The following is a 21,175-nucleotide window of genomic DNA, read 5'->3' as shown; positions in this document are numbered from 1 at the left end:
ATGAACGCCACAACTCAACACAGCCCTTGGAGTGTGGTGAATTGCGGCGCCATGAACGCCACAACTCAACACAGCCCTTGGAGTGTGGTGAATTGCGGCGCCGTGGACGCCGCAACTCAACACACCGAACGGGGGTCAGGCGTTTCCGGTGGTCACCACCACCGCGTCGGGTGGGATCTCGGGTCGCCGCCGGGACAGTCGCCGGACGCCGGTGTTCAGCACCGCGATCAGCGGCACCGCCACCAGCGCGCCGATGATGCCGGCCAGCACCACACCACAGGCGATCCCGATGATCACCGCGAGCGGGTGCACGGCCACCGCCCGGCCCATGATCAGCGGCTGCAGCACGTGACCCTCCACCTGCTGCACCAGGATCACCGCGCCCAGCGTGATCAGGGCGACCACCCAGCCCTGATCGACCAGCGCCACCAGCACGGCCACCGCACCCGACACGCTCGCCCCGACGATCGGGATGAACGCGCCCAGGAACACCAGGGCGGCCAGCGGGAACGGGAACGGCACCTCGAGCACCAGCAGGGCCAGGCCGATGCCGAGAGCATCGATGAACGCCACCAGCACCGTGGCCCGCACGTACGCGCCCAGGGTCCGCCAGGACGCGTCCCCGGCGTCGGCCAGCGACCAGCGCGCGCTCACCGGGAACAGCCGCACGAGGAACCGCCAGATCTTGCGGCCGTCACGCAGGAAGAAGAACGTCGCGAAGAGCACCAGCAGCAGACCGGTCACCAGCTCCGCGATGGTCGCCGCGGTGGCGATGCCGGTCGACGTCAGCGACGACGTGTTCGCGTTGATCCACTCCTGGCCGGAGTCGATCGCCTGGTCGACCTGCGCGTCGGACAGGTGCAGCGGGCCGGTCCGCGCCCAGTCCTGGATCTGCCGGACACCCGCCGTCGCGTTCTGGGTCAGCTGCGGCACGCCCTCGATGAACTGGTTCACCACCAGCGTCAACGTGCCGGCCACCGCGGCCAGCCCGCCGACCAGCACCAGGAAGGTCGCCAGCGACGGCGGCAACCGCAGACCGAGCAGCCAGCCGACGGCCGGCTTGAGCAGCGCGGTGAGCAGCAGCGCGATGGCGAGCGGCACCACCACCACACTGACCACCCCGATCAGCTGCAACAGCGCCCAGCCGACCACACCGACCACGATCAGCCGCCAGCTCCATGCGGCCGCTATCCGCAACGGCTGCGGCACATCGGCGTCGTCGCGACTGCTCGTCGAGTGGTGCACGATCGCCGGATCCGGCGGTGGTGGAACGAACTCGTCGTAGTCGGTCCAGCGCTCCTGTGAGGACGAGGCCGCGCGAGCAGTACGCACCGAGTCCCGCCCGGAGTCGTAGGCCCTCTTCAGGTTGTCCCGAACGCGCCGGAAGCGATTCAACCGGCTACCCCCTCACCATCGGTCACACGGCTCTCACGGTAGTGCCCGCGCACCGGTGACGCAGTACCGGCCATACCCGGACCACGCCGACAACTACCCAGGACAGCGGCGTACCGTCTGCACTCGTGAGCGCCGACACCCGCACCGACACCGGATTGCCGATCCGGATGCTGCACGACCGCGTCCTCGTCCGCCAGGACGGCGGCGAGGGCGAACGACGATCGACCGCGGGCATCGTGATCCCCGCGACGGCCTCGATGGGCCGTCGCCTGTCCTGGGCGACCGCGGTGGGAGTCGGGCCGAACGTGCGGTCGATCGTGGTCGGCGACCGGGTGCTGTTCGACCCGGACGACCGTTCCGAGGTGGAGCTGCACGGCAAGGGCTACGTCCTGCTCCGCGAGCGGGACGTGCACGCCGTCGCGGCGGACCGGGTGGAGTCGGACGGGACCGGGCTCTACCTCTAGACCCGTTCCACGATCAGCGTCTGTGTGGTGACAGTGCTGACCACCCGAAAACACCACACCCCCCACGGGTGTGGTGACTTGGGGCGTCCAGCGCGCCCGTAATCACCACACCCCCACCGGTGTGGTGACTTCGGGCGTCCAGCGCGCCCGAAATCACCACGCGGATGGGCTTCGCACCCTGACCACGAAACGTGTCTGGGCCTCCGGCTCTGGTTCGCCGACTTCGTCTCTCCGGGCGGGTCAGCCCTGCGGGGGCTGCCACGGGTTGTGGTCCGGCTGCGGCTGCCCGTACTGCGGCTGCTGACCGTACTGCGGCTGCTGACCGTACTGCGGCGGCTGACCGTCATAGTGAGGCTGACCGTAGTACTGGGGCTGCTGACCGTACTGGGGCTGCTGACCGTACTGAGGTGGCGGGCCGTACTGGGGCTGCTGACCGTACTGGGGCGGCGGACCGTACTGGGGCTGCTGACCGTACTGAGGTGGCGGACCGTAGTACGGCGGCGCCGACGGCTGACCGTAGTGACCCGGCATGCCGGAACTCGGCACCGGGGCGAACGGCGGCACACTCGTCGGGTATCCCGGGTATCCCTGCTGACCCGGGTAACCCGGATATCCCCCATAGGTGGGGTAGACCGGCGGCGGAGGCGGCGCGGGCATCGTCACCGGCACCGGCATGACCGGTTCGGCCGGTGGCGTGACCATCCGCACCACCCCGTCCGGGAACGCGATCCGATAGGTGTGCCCGTCCCACCAGGCCTGCGGCATCTGCGGATCCCGGCCGGCGAAGACCGAACGGTATCCGGTGACCGCGGCGAGGAGTTCCCGCTCCTCGATCGTCGACCGTTCCAGATCACGCGGGCTTCGGGCCAGACCGCGCTGCATGCCGTCACGTAGCAGCGCCAGCCGGGTCGAGGCGAACTGGAAGCTGCGCATCGCCCGGTGACCGTCCGGCCCGGCCACCCGGCGGGCCCACTGCCGGGCCGAGTGCCGGCGGCCCAGGCTGCCCAGCGCGGCCACCTCCGGCGGCGCGAACCAGCCGGTCCGCACGTAGTAGTGCAGCACCCGCTCGGCCAGCCGGCCCTCCCAGCTGCGCAGCGCGATGGCGAAGCCGACGACCGCGAAGAAGAACGGCACCATGAAGCCGAGGTACCCGTACAGCATGATGTAGGACTCGCCGGTGGCCGCGGAGAGCGTCGGCAGCAGGTTGAACGTGCCGTGCAGGATCATCGCGGCGAGCAGGCCGGCGACCGGGGCGAGCCAGCGCACCGTCCGGTCGGCGGACCGGGCCGCGATGCCCAGGCCGATGCCGGCCATCGAGGTGAAGAGCGGGTGCGCGAATCCGGTGAACAGGATCCGCACGATGAAGATCAGGAAGACGTTCTGCAGGCCGGTCGCCGGGCCGTACTCGTCGGCACCGGTGGCGTAGCCGTGGCCGCCGAGGTAGAGCACGTTCTCCACCATCGCGAAGCCGAGCGCGGAGAGACCGCAGTAGACGATGCCGTCGGTGATGCCGGACCACTCGGCGCGGCGCCGCCAGAACAGCAGCAGCGGGCCGAGGACCTTCATCGACTCCTCGATGAAGGGGGCGATCAGGACCGCGACCAGCGCGTCGGGCAGACCGATCTTGTCGAACAGCCAGGCCGCGCCGGTGTTGACCACCAGGGCGACCGCGGTCGCCACGGCCGCACCCCAGGCGAAGCAGAAGACCAGATATTTCACCGGCTCCGGCTCGTAGCGGTCGAGCCAGGCGAAGCTGCTGGCCAGCAGCGGGACCGGCAGGATCGCCGCGGTCAGGCCGATGGCCAGCGCGGTGATGCCGAGGCTGTAGCCGAGGTAGACCAGCATGCCGATGGCCGCGGCGGCGATCAGCGAGATGACCGCGCCGATCGGCAGCCAGCGCCGCCATCCGATGCGGCGGCCCGGGATCGGCGCCTTCGCGTCGGTCGCCGCCGGGTAGGGCGGGACCGGGTCCTGCGCCACCGTGTCCGGCAGGATCACCTGCCCGGTCGTCTCCCCGTCGGCGGCGGCCTGCTCGTAAGAGGCCTGCTCATGCTCATGAGAGGCCTGCTCGTAAGAGGGCGAGGGCGCGGCGGGGACCGCCTCGGGCACGCCCTGGGGCGCTTCGGCGTCAGGGGTGACTGCCTGCGGGTGGGCAGCCGGGTCGGGCGACCCGGCCGGCGAGACGTCGGCCATGTCCGCCAGCGTAGTCACCGGTTCCGCACCGGACGTGCCCGAGGAGGGCGAAACCGATCAAGAAGGCATCGATCCGGACCCGGGCGCCGCCGGACGGGTCCGTCCCTGGCGACGCCGGCTGCCGTGCGAGCGCTCCGTCCAGCCGATCGCCTCGCGGACCTGACGGGTCGCCTCGGCGTGTTCGATGCCGGTGGCCCGCAGCAGATCACCGACCGAGGTCCGGATCTGCGCCACCACCACCCCGCCGGAATATCCGACCCCGGCCTGGTACGCCACGCCCGACTCGGCCGCCGCGACCAGCGCCTGTGCCCGAGCCCCGGCCGGCTCGTCTCCGTGGTCCCATTCCAGTCGCAGCAGTTCCACCGCGTCGCCGAGGTGCCGCATCGCGACCGGCAGCACCTCCGGGATCGGCTCGTTGTCCTGCAGCGCGGTCAGCGAGCGGCGGATCATCACCCGCACGTTGCGCAGCGAGTAGGTGAGCTGTGCCGCACCGTCCACGTACTGGGCGAGGGCTCCGCGGGCCCGCCAGCGTGCGGGGGCGAACGCCACGTTCTCCTCGGCCGCGTCGATCGCGGTGCGGAAGGCGGCGAACGTACCCTCGGCGGCGCGCAACCGGTCCAACGAGGCCTGGACCACCACCGGGTCGGCGTCCGCCAGGCCGCGGGCCGCCTCGTGGAGCCCGTCGGTGAAGGCGCGCAGCGCGGGGTTCGCGGCCCGCCGCACCACGGTCAGCGGGTTGATCGGCAGCAGCACGGTCATCACCGCGAGCGCGATGCCCCCGCCGACCAGGGCGTCGAAGAACCGGGTCCACGGCTGGCCGGTGGTGGAGGTCAGGGTGGCCACCAGCACCGCCGACGACGCGGACTGCACGATCAGCGGGGAGCCGCCGCCGACCGCGGTGGCCAGCAGCACGGCGAGCAGCACGATCAGGCCGATCTGCATCGGCCCGGCCCCGATCAGCAGGATGATCCCGTCGCCGAGACCGATCCCGGCCGCGACGCCGATCACCAGTTCGGAGGTCCGCCGCAGCCGCTGCCCCACCGACGAGCCCAGCGTGATCACCGCGGCAATCGGCGCGAAGAACGGCATCTGCCGGCCGAACACGTCGTGGGCCAGGAACCAGGCCAGTCCGGCGGCGAGGCCGGCCTGCAGGGCCAGCATCAGCCCGGCCCGGCCCCGGTGCAGCGCCGCGTTGACCCGGACCGTGACGCGGTCCGGCTTGCCGAGGCGGATCATGGCCTCAACCTACGTGTCAGGATGCCGGGGTGACATCTCTGCCCGAAGCTTTCCGGACGGCGGCCCGTGACGCGGGCGCCGGCACGAGCGACGCCGACCTCGACGCCGCCGCGCAGTACCTGCTCAGCCGCTGGACCGAACCGCAGCGGCACTACCACGACGTGACGCATCTGACGGAGGTGCTGGCGGTGGTGGACCGGTTCGCCGCGCTCGCCCCGCACCCCGAACGGGTACGCCTGGCCGCCTGGATGCACGACGCCGTCTACGACCCGCGGGCGCTCGGCGACTCCAACGAGCGGGACAGCGCCGAGTTCGCCGAAGGCCTGTTGCAGAGCCTGGGCGTGCCGGACGAGGTGGCCGCGGACGTGTCCCGCCTGGTCGGGCTGACCGCCGGGCACGCCACCGAGGACGACGACCCGGACGGCGAGCTGCTCTGCGACGCCGACCTGGCGATCCTGGCCGCCGACGACGAGCGGTACGCCCGATACACCGACGCGATCCGCCGCGAGTACGCGCACGTCCCGGACACCGCGTTCCGCGAGGGCCGGACCCGGGTGCTGACCGCGCTGCTGGAACTGCCGTCGATCTACCGGCACGCGGCCGTCCGCGACGAGTGGGAGGACCGCGCGCAGGCCAATCTCAAGGCCGAGCTGGAAGCACTCGCCTGACCAGGTGCTTCGGGCGTCGCAGGCCGGACGCCCGGAGCCGGGCGGCGATCTCGCGGGACGGCAGCAGCGTCGCGCCCAGCCAGAGCGCGCTGGGGAACCGGAACGCCGGGATGTCGTAGTGGTCGCGGTCGAACGCCCTGCGCGGCGCACCGAGCATCTCGGCGAAGACGTGCAGCTCCGCGTAGGAGACGTCGCTGACCAGGTGTGACCAGAGGTGGCCACGACCCGGCCAGCGAGGTTCGTCGACGAGGATCAAAGTTCGATCTCGTGCAGGTCCACCGAGCGGTCGGCGGCCAGGCCACGCACGTCCGGCGCGCCGATGCGGGCCGCGTCGGCGGTCGCGTCGTCCGGCATGGTCTGCGACTGCCGTTCCGCGGTGACCCGCGCCAGGTAGTGCTCGATCTCCTTCTGCCGCACGGTCGCGTCCCAGCCGAGCACCTCGCCCATCACCTCGGCGGCGTGCGCGGCCGACTCGGCGCCGCGGTGCGCGGTCTCGATCGACACGCGCAGGCGCCGGGTCAGCACGTCGTCCAGGTGCAGCGCGCCCTCGGCGAGCGCCGCGTAGGCGATCTCGACCGCGAGGTATTCCGGTGCCCCGGCCAGCGGTGCGGCGAGCGCCGGCTCCGCTTCCATCATCGCCAGCAGGTGTACGGTCAGCGTCCCGTACCGCTCCAGGAGGTGTTCCACGACGCCCGTGGTGACGCCGTGCCGCCGGGCGGTGTCCTGCCGGTCGCGCCACGCCGCGGTGTACCCGTCCGCGCCGAGCAGGGGGAGTTCCGCGGTCCGTGACGGCCGGGCGGCCCCGCCGAGGCGGCGCACCGCGCGGTCGATGACGTCCGCGGCCATCACCCGGTAGGTGGTGTATTTCCCGCCGGCGACCAGCAGCAGGCCCAGCATCGGCTCGACCACGGCGTGCTCACGGGACAGTTTCGAGGTCGAGTCGGCCTCGCCGGAGAGCAGCGGGCGCAGGCCGGCGTACACGCCCTCGATGTCGTCGGTGGTCAGCGGCCGATCGAGGACCGAGTTGACCTGGTCCAGCAGGTAGCGGATGTCGCGGGCCGAGGCGGCCGGGTGCGAACGGTCCAGCTGCCAGTCGGTGTCGGTGGTGCCGATGATCCAGTGGCCGCCCCACGGGATCACGAAGAGCACGCTGGTGGCGGTCCGCAGGATCAGGCCGGCCTCGCCGGTGATCGCCGAACGGGGCACCACCAGGTGTACGCCCTTGGAGGCGCGGACCCGCAGACCCGGGCGGACACCCACGTCGCGCAGCATCTGCGACATGTCGTCGCTCCACACGCCGGTGGCGGCGACGACCGTCCTGGCCCGGACCTCGAACTCCTCGGAGTCGGGGGTTTCCAGGTCGCGGACCCGGACACCGACGACCTCGCGCGCCTCGCGCACGAAACCGGTGACCCGGGCACTGGTGACCACGGCCGCGCCGAGGCTGGCCGCGGTGCGGGCCAGGTTGACCACCAGCCGCGCGTCGTCGACCTGGCCGTCGTAGTAGCGGATCGCGCCGGCCACCTGGTCGGCCCGCAGACTGGGGAAGAGGTGCCGGGTGCCCTCGCGGGTCAGGTGCCGGTGCAGCGGCATCCCCCGGCCCGTGCCGAAGACACCGGCGAACACGTCGTACGCCGCGACGCCGAGCCCGTAATATGCCCGCTGCCAGGCACGTTGCGGCAGGCCGGTGGCGGGCAGCGGGACCAGGATGGGCACCGGGCGCACCAGGTGCGGCGCGAGACGGGTGGCGAGCAGCCCCCGTTCGGTCAGCGCCTCGTGCACCAGGTGCAGCTCGAGCTGTTCCAGGTATCGCAGGCCACCGTGGATGAGCTTGCTGGACCGGCTGGACGTGCCGGCGGCGAAGTCGCGGGCCTCGACGAGGGCGACCTTCAAGCCCCGGGAGGCGGCGTCCAGGGCCGCACCGGCACCGGTGACACCACCACCGATGACCAGCACGTCGAACTGTTCGTCACGGAGTCGTCGCAGGTCGGCGGTGCGCCGGATGGGCGAGAGCCGGCCTGCGGCATAACGGGAGACGGAGGGATCGCGCACCTGTCCCAGACTAGCCGCCGTACGCCTGCCGGTCGTTGGAACCGAACGGCACCCGGGATGCAACCGATCTGCACCACGGGTTTGCTCGTCCTGCACCTGAGCGTTCCTAGCGTCGGCCGTGCGGCCCGGGCTGTCGGAGCTCGGGCTCATGCACGATCGGGACGACTAATGCATAGAGTTGCTCTGCGCGCCCGCCCGTACCGGCCGGTCGCTCTCCTGGCTGCCGTCGCCCTGCTGGCGGTGACGGGCATCGCGGTCTTCACCGAGGACGCCAACGCGGCGATCACGAACCCGTTCACCTCGCGGTTCAGCGCCAACACCAACGGAGCGATCGAGCTTCGCGGCAACACCGTCATGCAGTGCCCGGCGGCCACCACCAACTGCACGGCCGGTCAACAGGGTGTGGACAACGGCGGCGACACGCTGAACAACAACGGGTACAACATGGAGTACATCAACACCGACAGTGATGCGACGACGTTCAATCACAGCTCGGCGACCATCTCCATGCCCACCGGAAGCAACGTGCTCTTCGCCGGTCTCTATTGGAGCGGCAACCTCACGGCCGGCACCAACGGCGCGGCGGCGCTCACCGCGGCGGACAACAACAAGGTGCTCTTCGCGACGCCCGCCACCGGTTCCTGGACCACGCTCACCGCGGACACGCTCTACAGCGACAGCACGATCAACTCGTATCAGGGCTTCAAGGACGTGACGACGCTGGTCTCCGGCGCGGGCAACGGAAGCTACACGGTCGCCAACGTCCAGGCGGGCACCGGCGTGGACCGGTATGCCGGATGGTCGCTGGTGATCGCGTACCACAACGACAACCTGTCGGTCCGCAGCCTGCGCGTCTACGACGGGTTCGGCGTGGTGAACACCACCACGTCCTCCGTCGACATCCCGATCTCCGGTTTCAAGACGCCGTCGAACGGCCAGGACAACGCCAAGATCGGTGCCGTCGTGTACGAGGGCGACCTGGGGCGCACCGGCGACCAGCTCAAACTGGACGGCGTGGCGATGTCGGACGCCCTCAACCCGGTGACCAACTTCTTCAACAGCACGGTGAGCGAGAACGGCGTCGCGATCACCGACCGGACACCGAGCTATCCCAACCTGATGGGTGTCGACGCCGACCAGTTCGACGCGAGCGGCAAACTGGCGGCCGGCGCCACCATGGCCACGCTGACGCTGTCCACCGGCGGTGAGGTCTTCTATCCGGGTGTCGTCACCTTCACCACCGACGTGATCGCCCCGCGGCTGGTCGCCACCACCACACCCACCGACCTCAACGGCGGCGACCTGGTGCCCGGCGACATCGTCGAGTACTCGATCCTGGTGCGCAACACCGGCGACGACACCGCCGACAGCACCCTGCTGACCGACGCGATCCCCAGCAACACCACCTACGTCCCCGGGACGCTCACCATCGACGGCAACACCAAGACCGATGCGAGCGACACCGACGAGGCGAACTTCGGCAGTGCCAGGACGACCTTCGATCTGGGTACGCTGACGCCCTCCCCGGCCACCGGATCGTCCAAGACCGTCACGTTCCGGGTGAAGATCGACACTGCGACCCCGGCCGGCACCAGCATCGTCAACGTGGCGAACATGTCGTCCAACGGCAACTCCACCTCGGTCTCGGTCACCAGCACCGGCGACACCTCCACCCTGACCGTCCAGCAGCCGGACGCCGACCTGCGGGCCGACGTCGCGGTGGCGCCGACCGTGGTGCAGCGGGCCGCGGGCACCAGCACGATCAGCTACACCGTCACCGTGGACAACATCGGACCGGAACTCGAACCGGCACCCCGGGCCGTACTCACCCTGCCGACCGGCGTCACCGCGGGCACCCTGCCCAGCGGTTGCACCGCCGCCGGCCAGGTGATCACCTGCACGCTCGCCGACCTCGCCCCCACCACCCAGACGACGGTGACGATCCCGGCGACGGCCGGCAACACGGCGAGCGCGACGGCGACCGCGACGGTCACCGCCTCCGGATCCGGCTCCGACCCGGACAGCAGCAACAACACGGCCTCCGCCGGGCTGCGGGTCAACACCGCGCCCCAGCCGGTCGGAGACACCGCGACCACGCCGCACGACACCCCGGTCGACATCGACGTGCTGGCCAACGACACCGACGCGGACAACCAGCAGAGCGACCTGACCGTCACCGCCGCCACCGCGCCCAGCCACGGGACGGTCGTGGTCAACGCCGACTACACGATCACGTACACGCCGACGCCGAGCAGTTGGCGCGGGGCCGACACGTTCTCGTACACGGTCAGCGACGGCGAAGGCGGGTCGACGAGCGGCACGGTCACGGTCACCACGCAGAACGCGCCGCCGGTCGCGGCCGACGACACGGTCGCCACCGCGGCCAACACCCCGATCACGATCGACGTGGTCGCCAACGACACCGACCCGAACAACGACGCCCGGACGGTCAACGCGGTGACCCAGCCGCAGTCCGGGGCCGGCGCGGTGACCATCAACAGCGGCACCAACCGGGTGGTCTACACGCCGAGCAGCACGTTCAAGGGGACGGCGGTCTTCACGTACACCATCGCTGACGGCGCGGGCGGCACCGACACCGCGACCGTACGGGTCACGGTGGCCAACGCGACGCCGGTGGCCGCCGGCGACACGGCGACCGTGGCGTACGGCGGCACGGCGACGATCGACGTGCTGGCCAACGACACCGACGCGAACGGCGACACGCTGAGCATCTCCGCGGTCGGCACACCGAACCACGGCACGGCGAGCATCAGCAACGGCAAGATCCTCTACACGCCGCCGAGCGGGTACTCCGGAGCCGCCACCTTCACGTACACGATCACCGACGGCACGAACACCGCGACCGGCAGCGTCACCGTGAACATCGGCAACGCCCCACCGGTGGCGGTCGACAAGACACCGGCCACGCCGTACGGCACACCGGTGACCCTGGACCCGGCCGGTGACTCCACCGACCCGAACGGCGACACCCTCACGGTCACCGGCACGACGACACCGGCACACGGCACCGTGGTGCGCAACAGCAACGGCACGATCACCTACACCCCGGACACCGGATTCTCGGGTACGGACTCCTTCACGTACACGATCAGCGACGGCAAAGGCGGAACCGACACCGGCACGGTGACCGTGACGGTGGCCAACGGGGTGCCGACCGCCGGAGACATCGCCGTCACGGTCAGCACCAACGCGCCCGAGACGATCACCGTGCCGGCCACCGACCCGAACGGCGACACGCTGACCATCACCATCGACACCCCGCCCACCCACGGCACCGCGACCGTGGTCAACGGCAAGATCGTCTACACCCCGCGGGACGGCTTCATCGGGAAGGACACCTTCCACTACACGGTGACCGACGGCAAGGGCGGCTCGGCCGGCGGCGACGGCGAGGTCACCGTGGTCAACTCGGCGCCGACCGCCCAGCCCGACGCGGCCACCACCGACACGGACACCGCGGTCACCGTCCCGGTACTGGCCAACGACACCGACCCGAACGGCGACACCCTCACCCTGAGCGCGTCGACCACACCCGCGTACGGGACGGCCGTCCGCAACGCCGACGGCAGCATCACGTACACGCCGAAGTCCGGATTCTCCGGCACCGACACCTTCACCTACACCGCGGCCGACGGCCACGGCCTCAGCGACACCGGCACGGTCACCATCACGGTGAACAACGCGCCACCGATCGCCGTCGACGACACCTACCCGATCACGCCCGGCGAGACGAAGATCCTGCCCGTCCTGGCCAACGACACCGACCCGAACAAGGACCCGAACACCGGCGTGCAACAGACACTGACGGTGCTCTCGGTGACCACCCCGGCGAAAGGCACGGCCACCCTGGACAACGGTGAGGTCACCTACACCGCGGCCGCCGACGCCACCGGCAGCGACACCTTCAGCTACACGGTCAGCGACTCGGCAGGCGGCCAGGACCAGGCCACCGTCACGATGGTCATCGACGGAGCACCGATCGCGACGGCGGACACCGCGACCACCGAGACCGGCAAACCCGTCACGATCGACGTGCTGGGCAACGACACCGACCCCGAAGGCGACGCCCTCACCGTGGCGTCGGTGAGCCAGCCCGCCCACGGCACCGCGACGATCAACGCCGGCAAGACAGTCACCTACACGCCGGCGGCGAAGTACCGGGGCGACGACACCTTCACATACGTGGCCCAGGACACCGGCGGGCACACCTCCACCGCGACGGTCAACGTGACGGTGAAGAACGCGCCGCCCGTCGCGGTGGCGGACACCGCCGCCGTCGTACACGACGAAGCCGTCGACATCTCCGTCCTGGACAACGACACCGACGCCAACGACGACGAACTGAGCGTGACATCGGTCGGCACACCCGGACACGGCACCGCGGAGATCACCGGCAAAATGGTCCGGTACACCCCGGAAGCCGGATTCTCCGGGGCCGACACCTTCACGTACGAGGTGTCCGACGGTGACGGCGGCACCGCCACGGGAACAGTCACCGTGACGGTCGCCGACGACAAACCGGTCGCCGTCGACGACACGGCCAGCACGGCGTACGGCAAAGCAGTGAGCATCGACGTCCTCGAGAACGACGTCGACCCGAGCGGCTCCCTCACCCTGACCGAGGTCGGCACACCGACCAAGGGCAACGCCGTCCAGGACGACCAGAAGGTCACCTACACCCCGCCGACCGGCTTCACCGGCGTGGCCACCTTCGAATACACCGCCGGCGACGCGAACAACAACGAGGTCACCGCCACCGTGACCGTGACCGTGAACAAGCCGCCCGCCGCACCCGACAAGACGGTCCGCGCCAAACCGGGCACCGCCCTGACGATCACCATGCCGACCGTCGACAAGAACGGCAAGAAGATCACCCCCACCTCGATCGGCGAACCGGACAACGGCACCGCGGTCCTGAACGCGGACGGCACGGTCACGTACACGCCGAACGAAGGTTTCCGGGGCACCGACTCCTTCACCTACGAGGCGGTGGACGACGAAGGCAACGTGACACAGGGGACGATCACCGTGACGGTGGCCGGCACCAACCAGCCACCGGTGGCGACCGACAACACCCTGACCGTCACCGCCGGATACGCGATAGTTTTCAACCCGGCGGTCGACGACACCGACCCTGACGGCGACGACATCACGATCACCAGCGTCGGCAAGGCCGAACACGGCACCGCGGTCCTCACGACGGCCGGGCTGGTGGCCTACAAGCCCAAGGACAGCTTCGCGAGCGGGACGGACTCGTTCGCGTACACGATCAGCGACGGCCAGGGCGGCACCGACTCCGCCGAGGTGACGATCGAGGTGACCGCGGCCGACAGCCTGGCCACGACCGGCCAGAACATCGCCACGATGGTCACGACGGGCACCGTGGTCCTGTTGTTCGGCGGCATCCTGTACACGATCGGCGTCCGCGGTCCGGCCCTCCTGCCGGAAGGCATCCGCGAGGTCTTCCTCGGCACCGGTCCGGGCCGACACCGTAATGGGGGCCGCCACCGTCGCTGACCTCCCACTCCCATAGCCCACTCGCAGGGGCGGACCACCAGGTCCGCCCCTGCTTCCTATCCAAGGCCCGCCCCGTGCCCGCCCCGGCCCCGCTCGCTGCCCGCCCGCCAAGCAGCGCAGAACGAAGAACGCACCTGATCACGACGGTCCCGGACAGCAGGCGCACCCAATCACGACGGTCCTAGGCGGCAGCCGCACCCAATCACGACGAGTCAGGCGGCAGGAGCACCCGATCGCGATAAGCAAGGACGGCAGACGCACCCGATCACAGCGAGTCGAGGCGACAACCGCACCCGATCATGGGTCTGGGTGCGTCGACTGCCCCAAAACGGCAGGTACCCGCACCCGATGATTGATCCGGTGCGCTGACCACCCGCAATAGCCGACGGCACCGCCGGACGAAACCAACCCACCAAACCCGACCCTGGCGGCCGAGCCAAGCCGAGCCGAGCCGGGCCGGGCCGAGCCGGGCCGAGCCGAGCCGGGCCGAGCCGGGCCGAGCCGGGCCGGGCCGAGCCGGGCCGGGCAGCCGGGCCGGGCCGAGCCGGGCCGGGCAGCCGGGCCGGGCAGCCGGGCCGGGCAGCCGGGCCGGGCTGAGCGAATAACTGGATGAACCCTCAGACGTAGGACTTTCCCTGCGGTAACGTCCCGATCTGAGTGGCCCGGTTCGGGTGGGCGAGGGCTGACGTGCCTGACCTCACGCTCTACCCCATGACTCGAAGAATGCCGCAGCTCGGATTTCCGGCCGTGCTCCAGGGCTGTTCTCCGGAGGGCACCCTTCTTGCTCGTGCGTGAACCATGGCTGACGGCTAGACCAGCTGAACCGTCAGCCACGGCTCTACGGGAGGCACAGCTCAACCACCAGTAACGGCGGGAACAATCCGACCGCCGCCTGCCGACGTCAGACGACCGCAGACGACGGCTCGCGGTCGCCAGCCGTACGCCACGGTTGCCTACGGCTTACGGATGAACCATGGACGACGGCTCGGGACGCCCGGCCGTGCCCCATGGCTACTTTCGGCTCACGGATGAACCATGGACGACGGCCCGGGACGCCCAGCCGTGCCCCATGGCTGCCTTCGACCCACGGAAAGACCGTGGACCACGGCTCGGCTGGCTAAGCCGTCGCTACGGCTCTCCAAGAGGAAAAACTCAATCGCCAGGAACGGAAGTACCGGCCCGGCCGTCATCTGCGGCTCCTGGTCGGTTCGGCTCCGCCTACGGCTGATTACCAGCTCGACCGTCGTCTGGCCCGGTCGACCGTCGTCGAACAAGGCCAGCCGTCGTGAACAGGGCCGGCCGTCGTGAACAGGGCCGGCCGTCGTGAACAAGGCCGGCCGTCGTGAACAAGGCCGGCCGTCGTGAACAGGGTCAGCTGTCATGAACAGGGCCAGCCGTCGGTTGGTTCGGTCAACCGTCATGCACGGCGGGATCGGCCGTCTCGCCCGCGGCGTGTAGGCGATGCGCGAAAGACGACGACACGGAAAGCACGACATCCCGAGCGGCTCGGAAAGGCACAACACAGCCAGCGGCAACGGCAACGGGATAAGCGCGGGTGACGGCGTGGCAGAACGACCGCGAGCGCAGGAACGGGGCGAAACGGGAAACGGGCCGCTCGAAAGAGCGGCCCGTTTCCGTCATGCCTTACGACTGGACTCAGAAGTCCATGTCACCGCCGCCCGGGGCGCCGGCCGGGGCCGGGTTCTTCTCGGGCTTGTCGGCCACGACGGCCTCGGTGGTGAGGAACAGCGCGGCGATCGACGCGGCGTTCTGCAGCGCCGAGCGGGTGACCTTGGCCGGGTCGATGATGCCCGCGGCCAGGAGGTCGACGTACTCGCCGTTTGCGGCGTTCAGGCCCCAACCCGCTTCGAGGTTGCGCACCTTCTCCACCACGACGCCGCCTTCGAGGCCGGCGTTCACGGCGATCTGACGCAGCGGGGCGTCGAGCGCGACCTTGACGATGTTGGCACCGGTGGCCTCGTCGCCGGACAGGTCCAGCTTGTCGAACGCGGTCTTGCCGGCCTGGACCAGCGCCACGCCACCGCCGGGGACGATGCCCTCCTCGACGGCCGCCTTCGCGTTGCGAACGGCGTCCTCGATGCGGTGCTTGCGCTCCTTGAGCTCGACCTCGGTGGCCGCGCCGACCTTGATGACCGCAACGCCGCCGGCCAGCTTGGCCAGACGCTCCTGCAGCTTCTCGCGGTCGTAGTCGGAGTCCGAGCGCTCGATCTCGGCGCGGATCTGGTTGACCCGGCCCTGGATCTGCTCGGCGTTGCCGGCACCGTCGACGATGGTGGTCTCGTCCTTGGTGATGACGACCTTGCGGGCGGAGCCCAGCAGGGTCAGGTCGGCGGCGTCGAGCTTGAGGCCGACCTCTTCGCTGATGACGGCGCCACCGGTCAGGATGGCGATGTCCTCCAGCATGGCCTTGCGGCGGTCACCGAAGCCCGGGGCCTTGACGGCGACGGACTTGAAGGTGCCACGGACCTTGTTGACCACCAGGGTCGCCAGGGCCTCGCCCTCGACGTCCTCGGCGATGATGATCAGCGGCTTGCCCGACTGCATGACCTTCTCGAGGACGGGCAGCAGGTCCTTGACCGCGGAGATCTTGCTGTTGGCGATCAGGATGTAGGGGTCGTCGAAGACGGCCTCCATGCGCTCCGCGTCGGTCATGAAGTACGCCGAGACGAAGCCCTTGTCGAAGCGCATGCCCTCGGTGAGCTCGAGCTCGAGACCGAAGGTGTTGCTCTCCTCGACGGTGATGACGCCTTCCTTGCCGACCTTGTCCATGGCCTCGGCGATGATCTCGCCGACCGTGGAGTCACCGGCGGAGATGGAGGCGGTGGAGGCGATCTGCTCCTTGGTCTCCACGTCCTTCGCCAGCTGCGACAGGCCCTCGGAGACGCTCGCCACGGCGGCCTCGATGCCCCGCTTCAGGGCCATCGGGTTGGCGCCGGCGGCGACGTTGCGCAGGCCCTCACGGACCAGCGCCTGCGCCAGGACGGTCGCGGTCGTCGTGCCGTCACCGGCCACGTCGTCGGTCTTCTTGGCGACCTCCTTGACCAGCTCGGCGCCGATCTTCTCGAAGGTGTCCTCGAGCTCGATCTCCTTGGCGATGGACACACCATCGTTGGTGATCGTGGGGGCGCCCCACTTCTTCTCGAGGACGACGTTGCGGCCCTTGGGGCCGAGCGTCACCTTGACGGCGTCGGCAAGCTGGTTCATGCCGCGCTCGAGGCCCCGACGAGCCTCCTCGTCGAATGCGATGATCTTGGCCATACGGCGTTGTCCTCCCGGACATCCCGCGGCAGCCGGACCTGTTCGGCCCCGCTCTCCGCATGTTGAGGAACGTCTGTGGACGTCACCACCTGGCGATGTGACGTCCTCAGGCCGAGCCGGAAAGCCCGCGACGACCGGTTTCGTGCCGAAGCGCCGATGGCAACGCCCCGGACGGAACCCCACCGTCCCGACCTGCTGGCACTCACGTGGCGCGAGTGCCAATCACTTGTTTAGCACTCCCCCAGGCCGAGTGCAAGGAAGCCCATCTTCCCGCGAAACTCGCGAGCCGTGTTCGGTTTCCCTGCAAAGATCTTGAACGCCCAGCTCAGGCGTGCGACGCCCTCCGAACAGGGGCGGGAAAAGTTCGGTTTACGTCAACCTGGTTGCCGCCCGGCACTGGGAGCGGTAGGGAGTACGGCATGGACAACTGGACGGTTCGGCGGGTCACCCCGGAGGACGCGGGACGGATGCGAGCCCTGCGCCTGGAGATGCTCGCGGACAGTCCGCTCGCGTTCCTGGAGACGCTCGCCCAGGCCGCGGCCCGGCCGCACGAGAGTTACCGGCAGCGGATCGTGCAGGCGGCCTTCGGATCGGGGACGGCACAGTTCATCGCCGACCCGGGCGGCCCGCTGATCGGGCACGCCGGCGGCACCACCCTGGCCGACGAGCCGGGCTGCACGGTGGTCTTCGCGGTCTACCTCACCCCGGCCTACCGGGGTGGCAAGGTGCTGGCGCAGATGGTCGACGCGGTGGCCGACTGGTCGGTGGCGTCCGGGCGTGACGAGCTGATGCTCGAGGTGGTGGTCGGCAACGACCGGGCCGTCCGGGCGTACGAGAAACTGGGTTTCGCCGACACCGGTGTCCGCCTGCCGCACCCGACCGTCCCGGAACTCACCGAGCTACAAATGCGCCGTAAAGCATGAAAAATCGCCTCAGAAGCGTGGCCAACACCTTGAACGGCACCACCGCCGCCGGCCTACTGATCGCCGTCGCCGCCGGTTCACGGATCCGAAGAGCCCCGGACGGCATCCTGATCGCCGAGAACTACCGCTTCCGGACGCCCGCGGCATCCTGCTTCACGGTCGGCTCAGTGATCATCACGAGGCACAGCGCCGAGTGGCTGCTGGACGACAGACGGTCCGCCCTGCTGGCCCACGAGACCCACCACACGGCCCAGTACGCGATCCTGGGCCCACTGTTCTGGCCGGCCTATTGGCTGGCCTGCGGGTATTCGATCTGCGTCACGCCGTCGTTCGGCGCCCGGAACGTCTTCGAGAAGCGGGCCGGCCTGCGCGAGGGCGGTTATCCCGAGGATCCGCCGCTGCGCACATGGCTGAAGTTTGGTCGGGAGGACGGACGCACAGCACCTCCTGGCACGTAGCCATTGGGTCAGCACTGGGTCGTTGGGTCCCTCGAGATTGTCGCCAAGCTCAGGTGAGGGGCCTCGTACGGCGTCGCGTCCTCCCGCGCATGCATCTTGCACGTTTTTCTAGACGCCCCGCAAGTCCTCGAAGGAGGGAATCTTCAACAACCGGCAGGACACCGATTACGGACAGCTATCCCAGCAGTCCGGCCTCGCGGGCGCCGCGCAGCGACGGCTTGATGGTGTGGGTGGGTCCAACCTGGCCGGCCACCGCGTCGAGCGTCTTCAGGCCCTCGCCGGTGTTGTAGACCACCGTCTCCTTCGACGGGTCCAGCCTGCCGCTCGCCACCAGCTTCTTGAGCACCGCCACCGTGGTGCCGCCGGCGGTCTCGGCGAACACGCCGGTCGTCTCGGCCAGCAGCCGGATGCCGTCGCGGATCTCGTCGTCGTTCGCGTAGTCCATCCAGCCGCCGGTGCGCTTGACGGCTTCGATCGCGTACGGGCCGGCCGCCGGGTCGCCGATGTTGAGCGACTTGGCGATGCCGGTCGGCTTCACCGGGGTGATCACATCGGTGTCGGCGTGCAGGGCGACGGCGATCGGGTTACAGCCCTCGGACTGCGCACCGAACACGGTCCAGCCGCCCTCGGGCGCCGTGGCCAGTCCGATCTCGACCAGCTCGCTGAACGCCTTGTCCACCTTGGTGAGCAGTTCACCGGACGCCATCGGGATGACGACCTGGGCCGGGATGCGCCAGCCCAGCTGTTCGGCGACCTCGTACCCCAGGGTCTTGGAGCCCTCGGCGTAGAACGGACGGACGTTCACGTTCACGAACGCGGTGTCCTCGAACTCGTCGGTCTCCACGAGCTCACTGCAGAGCCGGTTGACGTCGTCGTAGGAACCTTCGATCGCGACCAGCTCACCCCCGTACACCGCGGTGGTGATGATCTTGCCCTGCTCCAGGTCGGAGGGGATGAAGACGATGCTCGGCACCCCGGCCCGGGCCGCGTGGGCGGCGACCGAGTTGGCCAGGTTGCCCGTCGAGGCGCACGAGAACCGCTTGAAGCCCAGCTCCTTGGCGGCGGTCAGCGCCACCGACACGACCCGGTCCTTGAACGAGTGCGTCGGGTTCTGCGAGTCGTCCTTCACCCACAGCGGCGCGCTCAGACCGATCGCCTCGGCCAGCGCGGGCGCGGCGACCAGCGGGGTCAGACCGGGGTCGAGCGTCACCCGGGTGTCCGGGTTCTGCCCGGCCGGAAGCAGCCCGGCGTAGCGCCAGATGTTCTGCGGACCCGCCTCGATCTGGGCCCGGGTCACCCGCGCGAGCGCCGCCTCGTCATAGGCGACCTCGAGCGGGCCGAAACATTCGTAACAAGCGTGCTGCGCGGCGAGCGGGTATTCGGCACCACACGCGCGGCAGATCAGCCCACGGGCCGGAGATTCGGTGGAGACAGGTGCACTGACGGCAGACGTCATCGAGGCCTTCCCTCTCATCTTTCCCCGCGGCGACCTGCCGAAACGGGGACGGAATTAGCACCTGCCGCGCGCGGCCTCGTCATCGAGACATGCACGGTGGTTGCCGGGGCTTCGTCGGGCCGTATCCCTCTGCCCCTCTGGATGAGGTATTCAGTTGTTACCGCCACCTTACGACGCCCTCTCGGGATCCCCGAAGATGATTCCCGAGGTGTGAGCGAGTTATCGACGGTCAGCGCCAAAATCCGAGCAAAACACTTCAAAAGCTTAAGAACCATGTCGTAGCGGGGTGGTGGGTACAGACCGTCGCTCCCGCCGAGGGCCCGGCGACTCCCGCTGGCCGCTACGCGTCCAACCCGCGAGAGCCACCGGGCGGCCTGCGTGAGTGGTGACGCCCGAAAAACCCAGACACGTTCCGTGGTAAGGGGCACGAAGCCCATCCGCATGGTGACCTCAGCCGCGCTCAGCGCCCCACATCACCACACTCGCTGTGGACCGTGGTGATTACGGCCGCGCTGGGCACCCCAAATCACCACACCCGCTGTAGGGCGTGGTGACTACGGCCCCGCTCGGCGCCGCACATCACCACGCGGATGCCGGGCAGGAACCTTGACTAGAGGATGATCACGCCGGAGAACTGGCGGGCGATCGGCCGGTAGCCGAGACGGGCGTTGACGGCGAGCATGGCGACGTTGGACTCGTCATTGGCGGTGTAGGCGACCGTCACCCCGTGTTCGGCCGCCCGCAGCAGAGCCGCCGTCTTCGCCGCCAGAGCCACACCACGCCCCCGGAACGCGGGAACGATGGCGGTCATGTCGGACCAGGCGCGGTGACCGTCCCGCAGGATCAGGGAGTACCCGATCGGGTCGTCCCCGGCCATCGCAACCGTGCTCGCGGACCGATCCAGATCAGGGTTGTCCCAGACGTCCTGCCGCCACGAGTCGAACGGGATCGGAGCCGTGGGCGTGTCACCGGGTTCGTCGGCGGTGGCCAGCCGGTCGGCCGCATACAGATCGTGGGCGGAGATGTCGATCAGCGGAACGAGCCGGATCCCCACGGGCGGCGCCGGCGGGAAGACGAGGGGGCTCAGGTCGAGGGCGGAGTAGCGCACCTCGCGGGTCGGCTCCAAGCCGCGGCGGCGGGCGAAGTCGAGCGCCTCCGGGGTGGTCAGCGCGGCCGTGCGGCGGATGCCGATCGAACGCAGATGATCGGTGACCGCGGTGAACAGGGCGCCGCCGATGCCCCGGCACCGATACGACGGGTGCACCTGGAGTTGGAGGATCTGGCCGAAGTCCGGTTCGGCGGAGCCCAGATTGCGCAGGCCGGCCACCCAGCCGACCACCTCGCCGGCACGGACCGCCACGAAACAACCCCACTGCTCGGCCGTCGGCGGCGCGGTGATGGTGTGCCTGGTGGCGTGCTCACCGCGTACCAGATAAGGGTGGATCTCGGCTCGGAGAGCGACCACCCCGGCGGCGTCACCGGACCGCGCGGCCCGGATCTCGAAGTTCGGCAT

13 protein-coding genes and 1 riboswitch are annotated in these 21,175 nt (G+C 69.8%); of the genes, 5 read left to right on the top strand and 8 right to left on the bottom strand.

Annotation, left to right across the window (positions count from 1 at the left end):
* Positions 1-135: 135 nt before the first annotated feature.
* A complete protein-coding gene (locus tag WH85_RS25550) occupies positions 136-1,395 on the bottom strand; it encodes an AI-2E family transporter (protein WP_045744536.1) in 1,260 nt (419 codons plus the stop codon).
* A gap of 167 nt (positions 1,396-1,562) precedes the next feature.
* Between WH85_RS25550 and WH85_RS25545 the strand changes: the two genes are divergently transcribed.
* Positions 1,563-1,859 carry a GroES family chaperonin gene (locus WH85_RS25545; protein ID WP_211275439.1) on the top strand — a complete coding sequence of 99 codons (297 nt, stop codon included), beginning with the start codon at positions 1,563-1,565 and terminating at the stop codon, positions 1,857-1,859.
* A gap of 240 nt (positions 1,860-2,099) precedes the next feature.
* Here the strand turns inward: WH85_RS25545 and WH85_RS25540 are convergent, their stop codons facing one another.
* Both WH85_RS25540 and WH85_RS25535 read right to left on the bottom strand, forming a co-directional pair.
* Positions 2,100-4,052 (bottom strand): PrsW family intramembrane metalloprotease, encoded by a 1,953-nt coding sequence (locus WH85_RS25540; protein WP_245674087.1) that lies wholly within the window; start codon positions 4,050-4,052, stop codon positions 2,100-2,102.
* Between the two features lie 57 nt (positions 4,053-4,109).
* The gene (locus WH85_RS25535) at positions 4,110-5,288 is read right to left on the bottom strand and encodes an FUSC family protein (RefSeq protein WP_045744534.1); all 1,179 of its coding nucleotides are present in this window, start codon (positions 5,286-5,288) and stop codon (positions 4,110-4,112) included.
* Positions 5,289-5,317: 29 nt separating this feature from the next.
* On the opposite strand from WH85_RS25535, the gene WH85_RS25530 reads away from it, so the two are divergent.
* Positions 5,318-5,956, top strand: coding sequence for an HD domain-containing protein (locus WH85_RS25530; protein WP_045744533.1), 639 nt, complete (start codon positions 5,318-5,320; stop codon positions 5,954-5,956).
* Here the strand turns inward: WH85_RS25530 and WH85_RS25525 are convergent.
* Together WH85_RS25525 and WH85_RS25520 are read right to left on the bottom strand one after the other, a co-directional pair.
* Positions 5,928-6,212: a DUF4031 domain-containing protein gene (locus tag WH85_RS25525; protein ID WP_045744532.1), complete on the bottom strand. Its 285-nt coding sequence runs from the start codon at positions 6,210-6,212 to the stop codon at positions 5,928-5,930. The genes WH85_RS25530 and WH85_RS25525 overlap by 29 nt on opposite strands.
* Complete coding sequence (locus WH85_RS25520) at positions 6,209-8,008, bottom strand: glycerol-3-phosphate dehydrogenase/oxidase (protein ID WP_045744531.1); 1,800 nt, start codon at positions 8,006-8,008, stop codon at positions 6,209-6,211. Before WH85_RS25520 ends, WH85_RS25525 begins: the two co-directional genes overlap by 4 nt.
* A gap of 168 nt (positions 8,009-8,176) precedes the next feature.
* Between WH85_RS25520 and WH85_RS25515 the strand changes: the two genes are divergently transcribed.
* A complete protein-coding gene (locus WH85_RS25515; RefSeq protein WP_052720789.1) occupies positions 8,177-13,546 on the top strand; it encodes a beta strand repeat-containing protein in 5,370 nt (1,789 codons plus the stop codon).
* A 1,656-nt stretch (positions 13,547-15,202) separates the two neighbouring features.
* Here WH85_RS25515 and groL read toward each other — a convergent pair.
* Positions 15,203-16,825, bottom strand: a complete 1,623-nt coding sequence (gene groL, locus WH85_RS25510) for a chaperonin GroEL (protein ID WP_045744530.1) — start codon at positions 16,823-16,825, stop codon at positions 15,203-15,205.
* A 419-nt stretch (positions 16,826-17,244) separates the two neighbouring features.
* On the opposite strand from groL, the gene WH85_RS25505 reads away from it, so the two are divergent.
* Together WH85_RS25505 and WH85_RS25500 are read left to right on the top strand one after the other, a co-directional pair.
* Positions 17,245-17,748, top strand: coding sequence for a GNAT family N-acetyltransferase (locus WH85_RS25505; protein ID WP_045744529.1), 504 nt, complete (start codon positions 17,245-17,247; stop codon positions 17,746-17,748).
* Between the two features lie 17 nt (positions 17,749-17,765).
* Positions 17,766-18,206, top strand: a complete 441-nt coding sequence (locus tag WH85_RS25500) for a hypothetical protein (protein WP_245674086.1) — start codon at positions 17,766-17,768, stop codon at positions 18,204-18,206.
* A 175-nt stretch (positions 18,207-18,381) separates the two neighbouring features.
* Here the strand turns inward: WH85_RS25500 and thrC are convergent, their stop codons facing one another.
* Positions 18,382-19,662: a threonine synthase gene (thrC, locus tag WH85_RS25495; RefSeq protein WP_045744527.1), complete on the bottom strand. Its 1,281-nt coding sequence runs from the start codon at positions 19,660-19,662 to the stop codon at positions 18,382-18,384.
* 11 nt (positions 19,663-19,673) lie between these two features.
* A riboswitch (SAM riboswitch) is annotated at positions 19,674-19,810 on the bottom strand.
* A gap of 462 nt (positions 19,811-20,272) precedes the next feature.
* Positions 20,273-21,175, bottom strand: a complete 903-nt coding sequence (locus tag WH85_RS25490) for a GNAT family N-acetyltransferase (RefSeq protein WP_045744526.1) — start codon at positions 21,173-21,175, stop codon at positions 20,273-20,275.

The organism is Actinoplanes rectilineatus (assembly GCF_000962825.1).
In the GTDB taxonomy this organism is placed as follows: Bacteria; Actinomycetota; Actinomycetes; order Mycobacteriales; family Micromonosporaceae; genus Actinoplanes; species Actinoplanes rectilineatus.
Note: the sequence above shows the minus strand (reverse complement) of the source record. Positions and strands in the feature narration are given on the sequence as shown.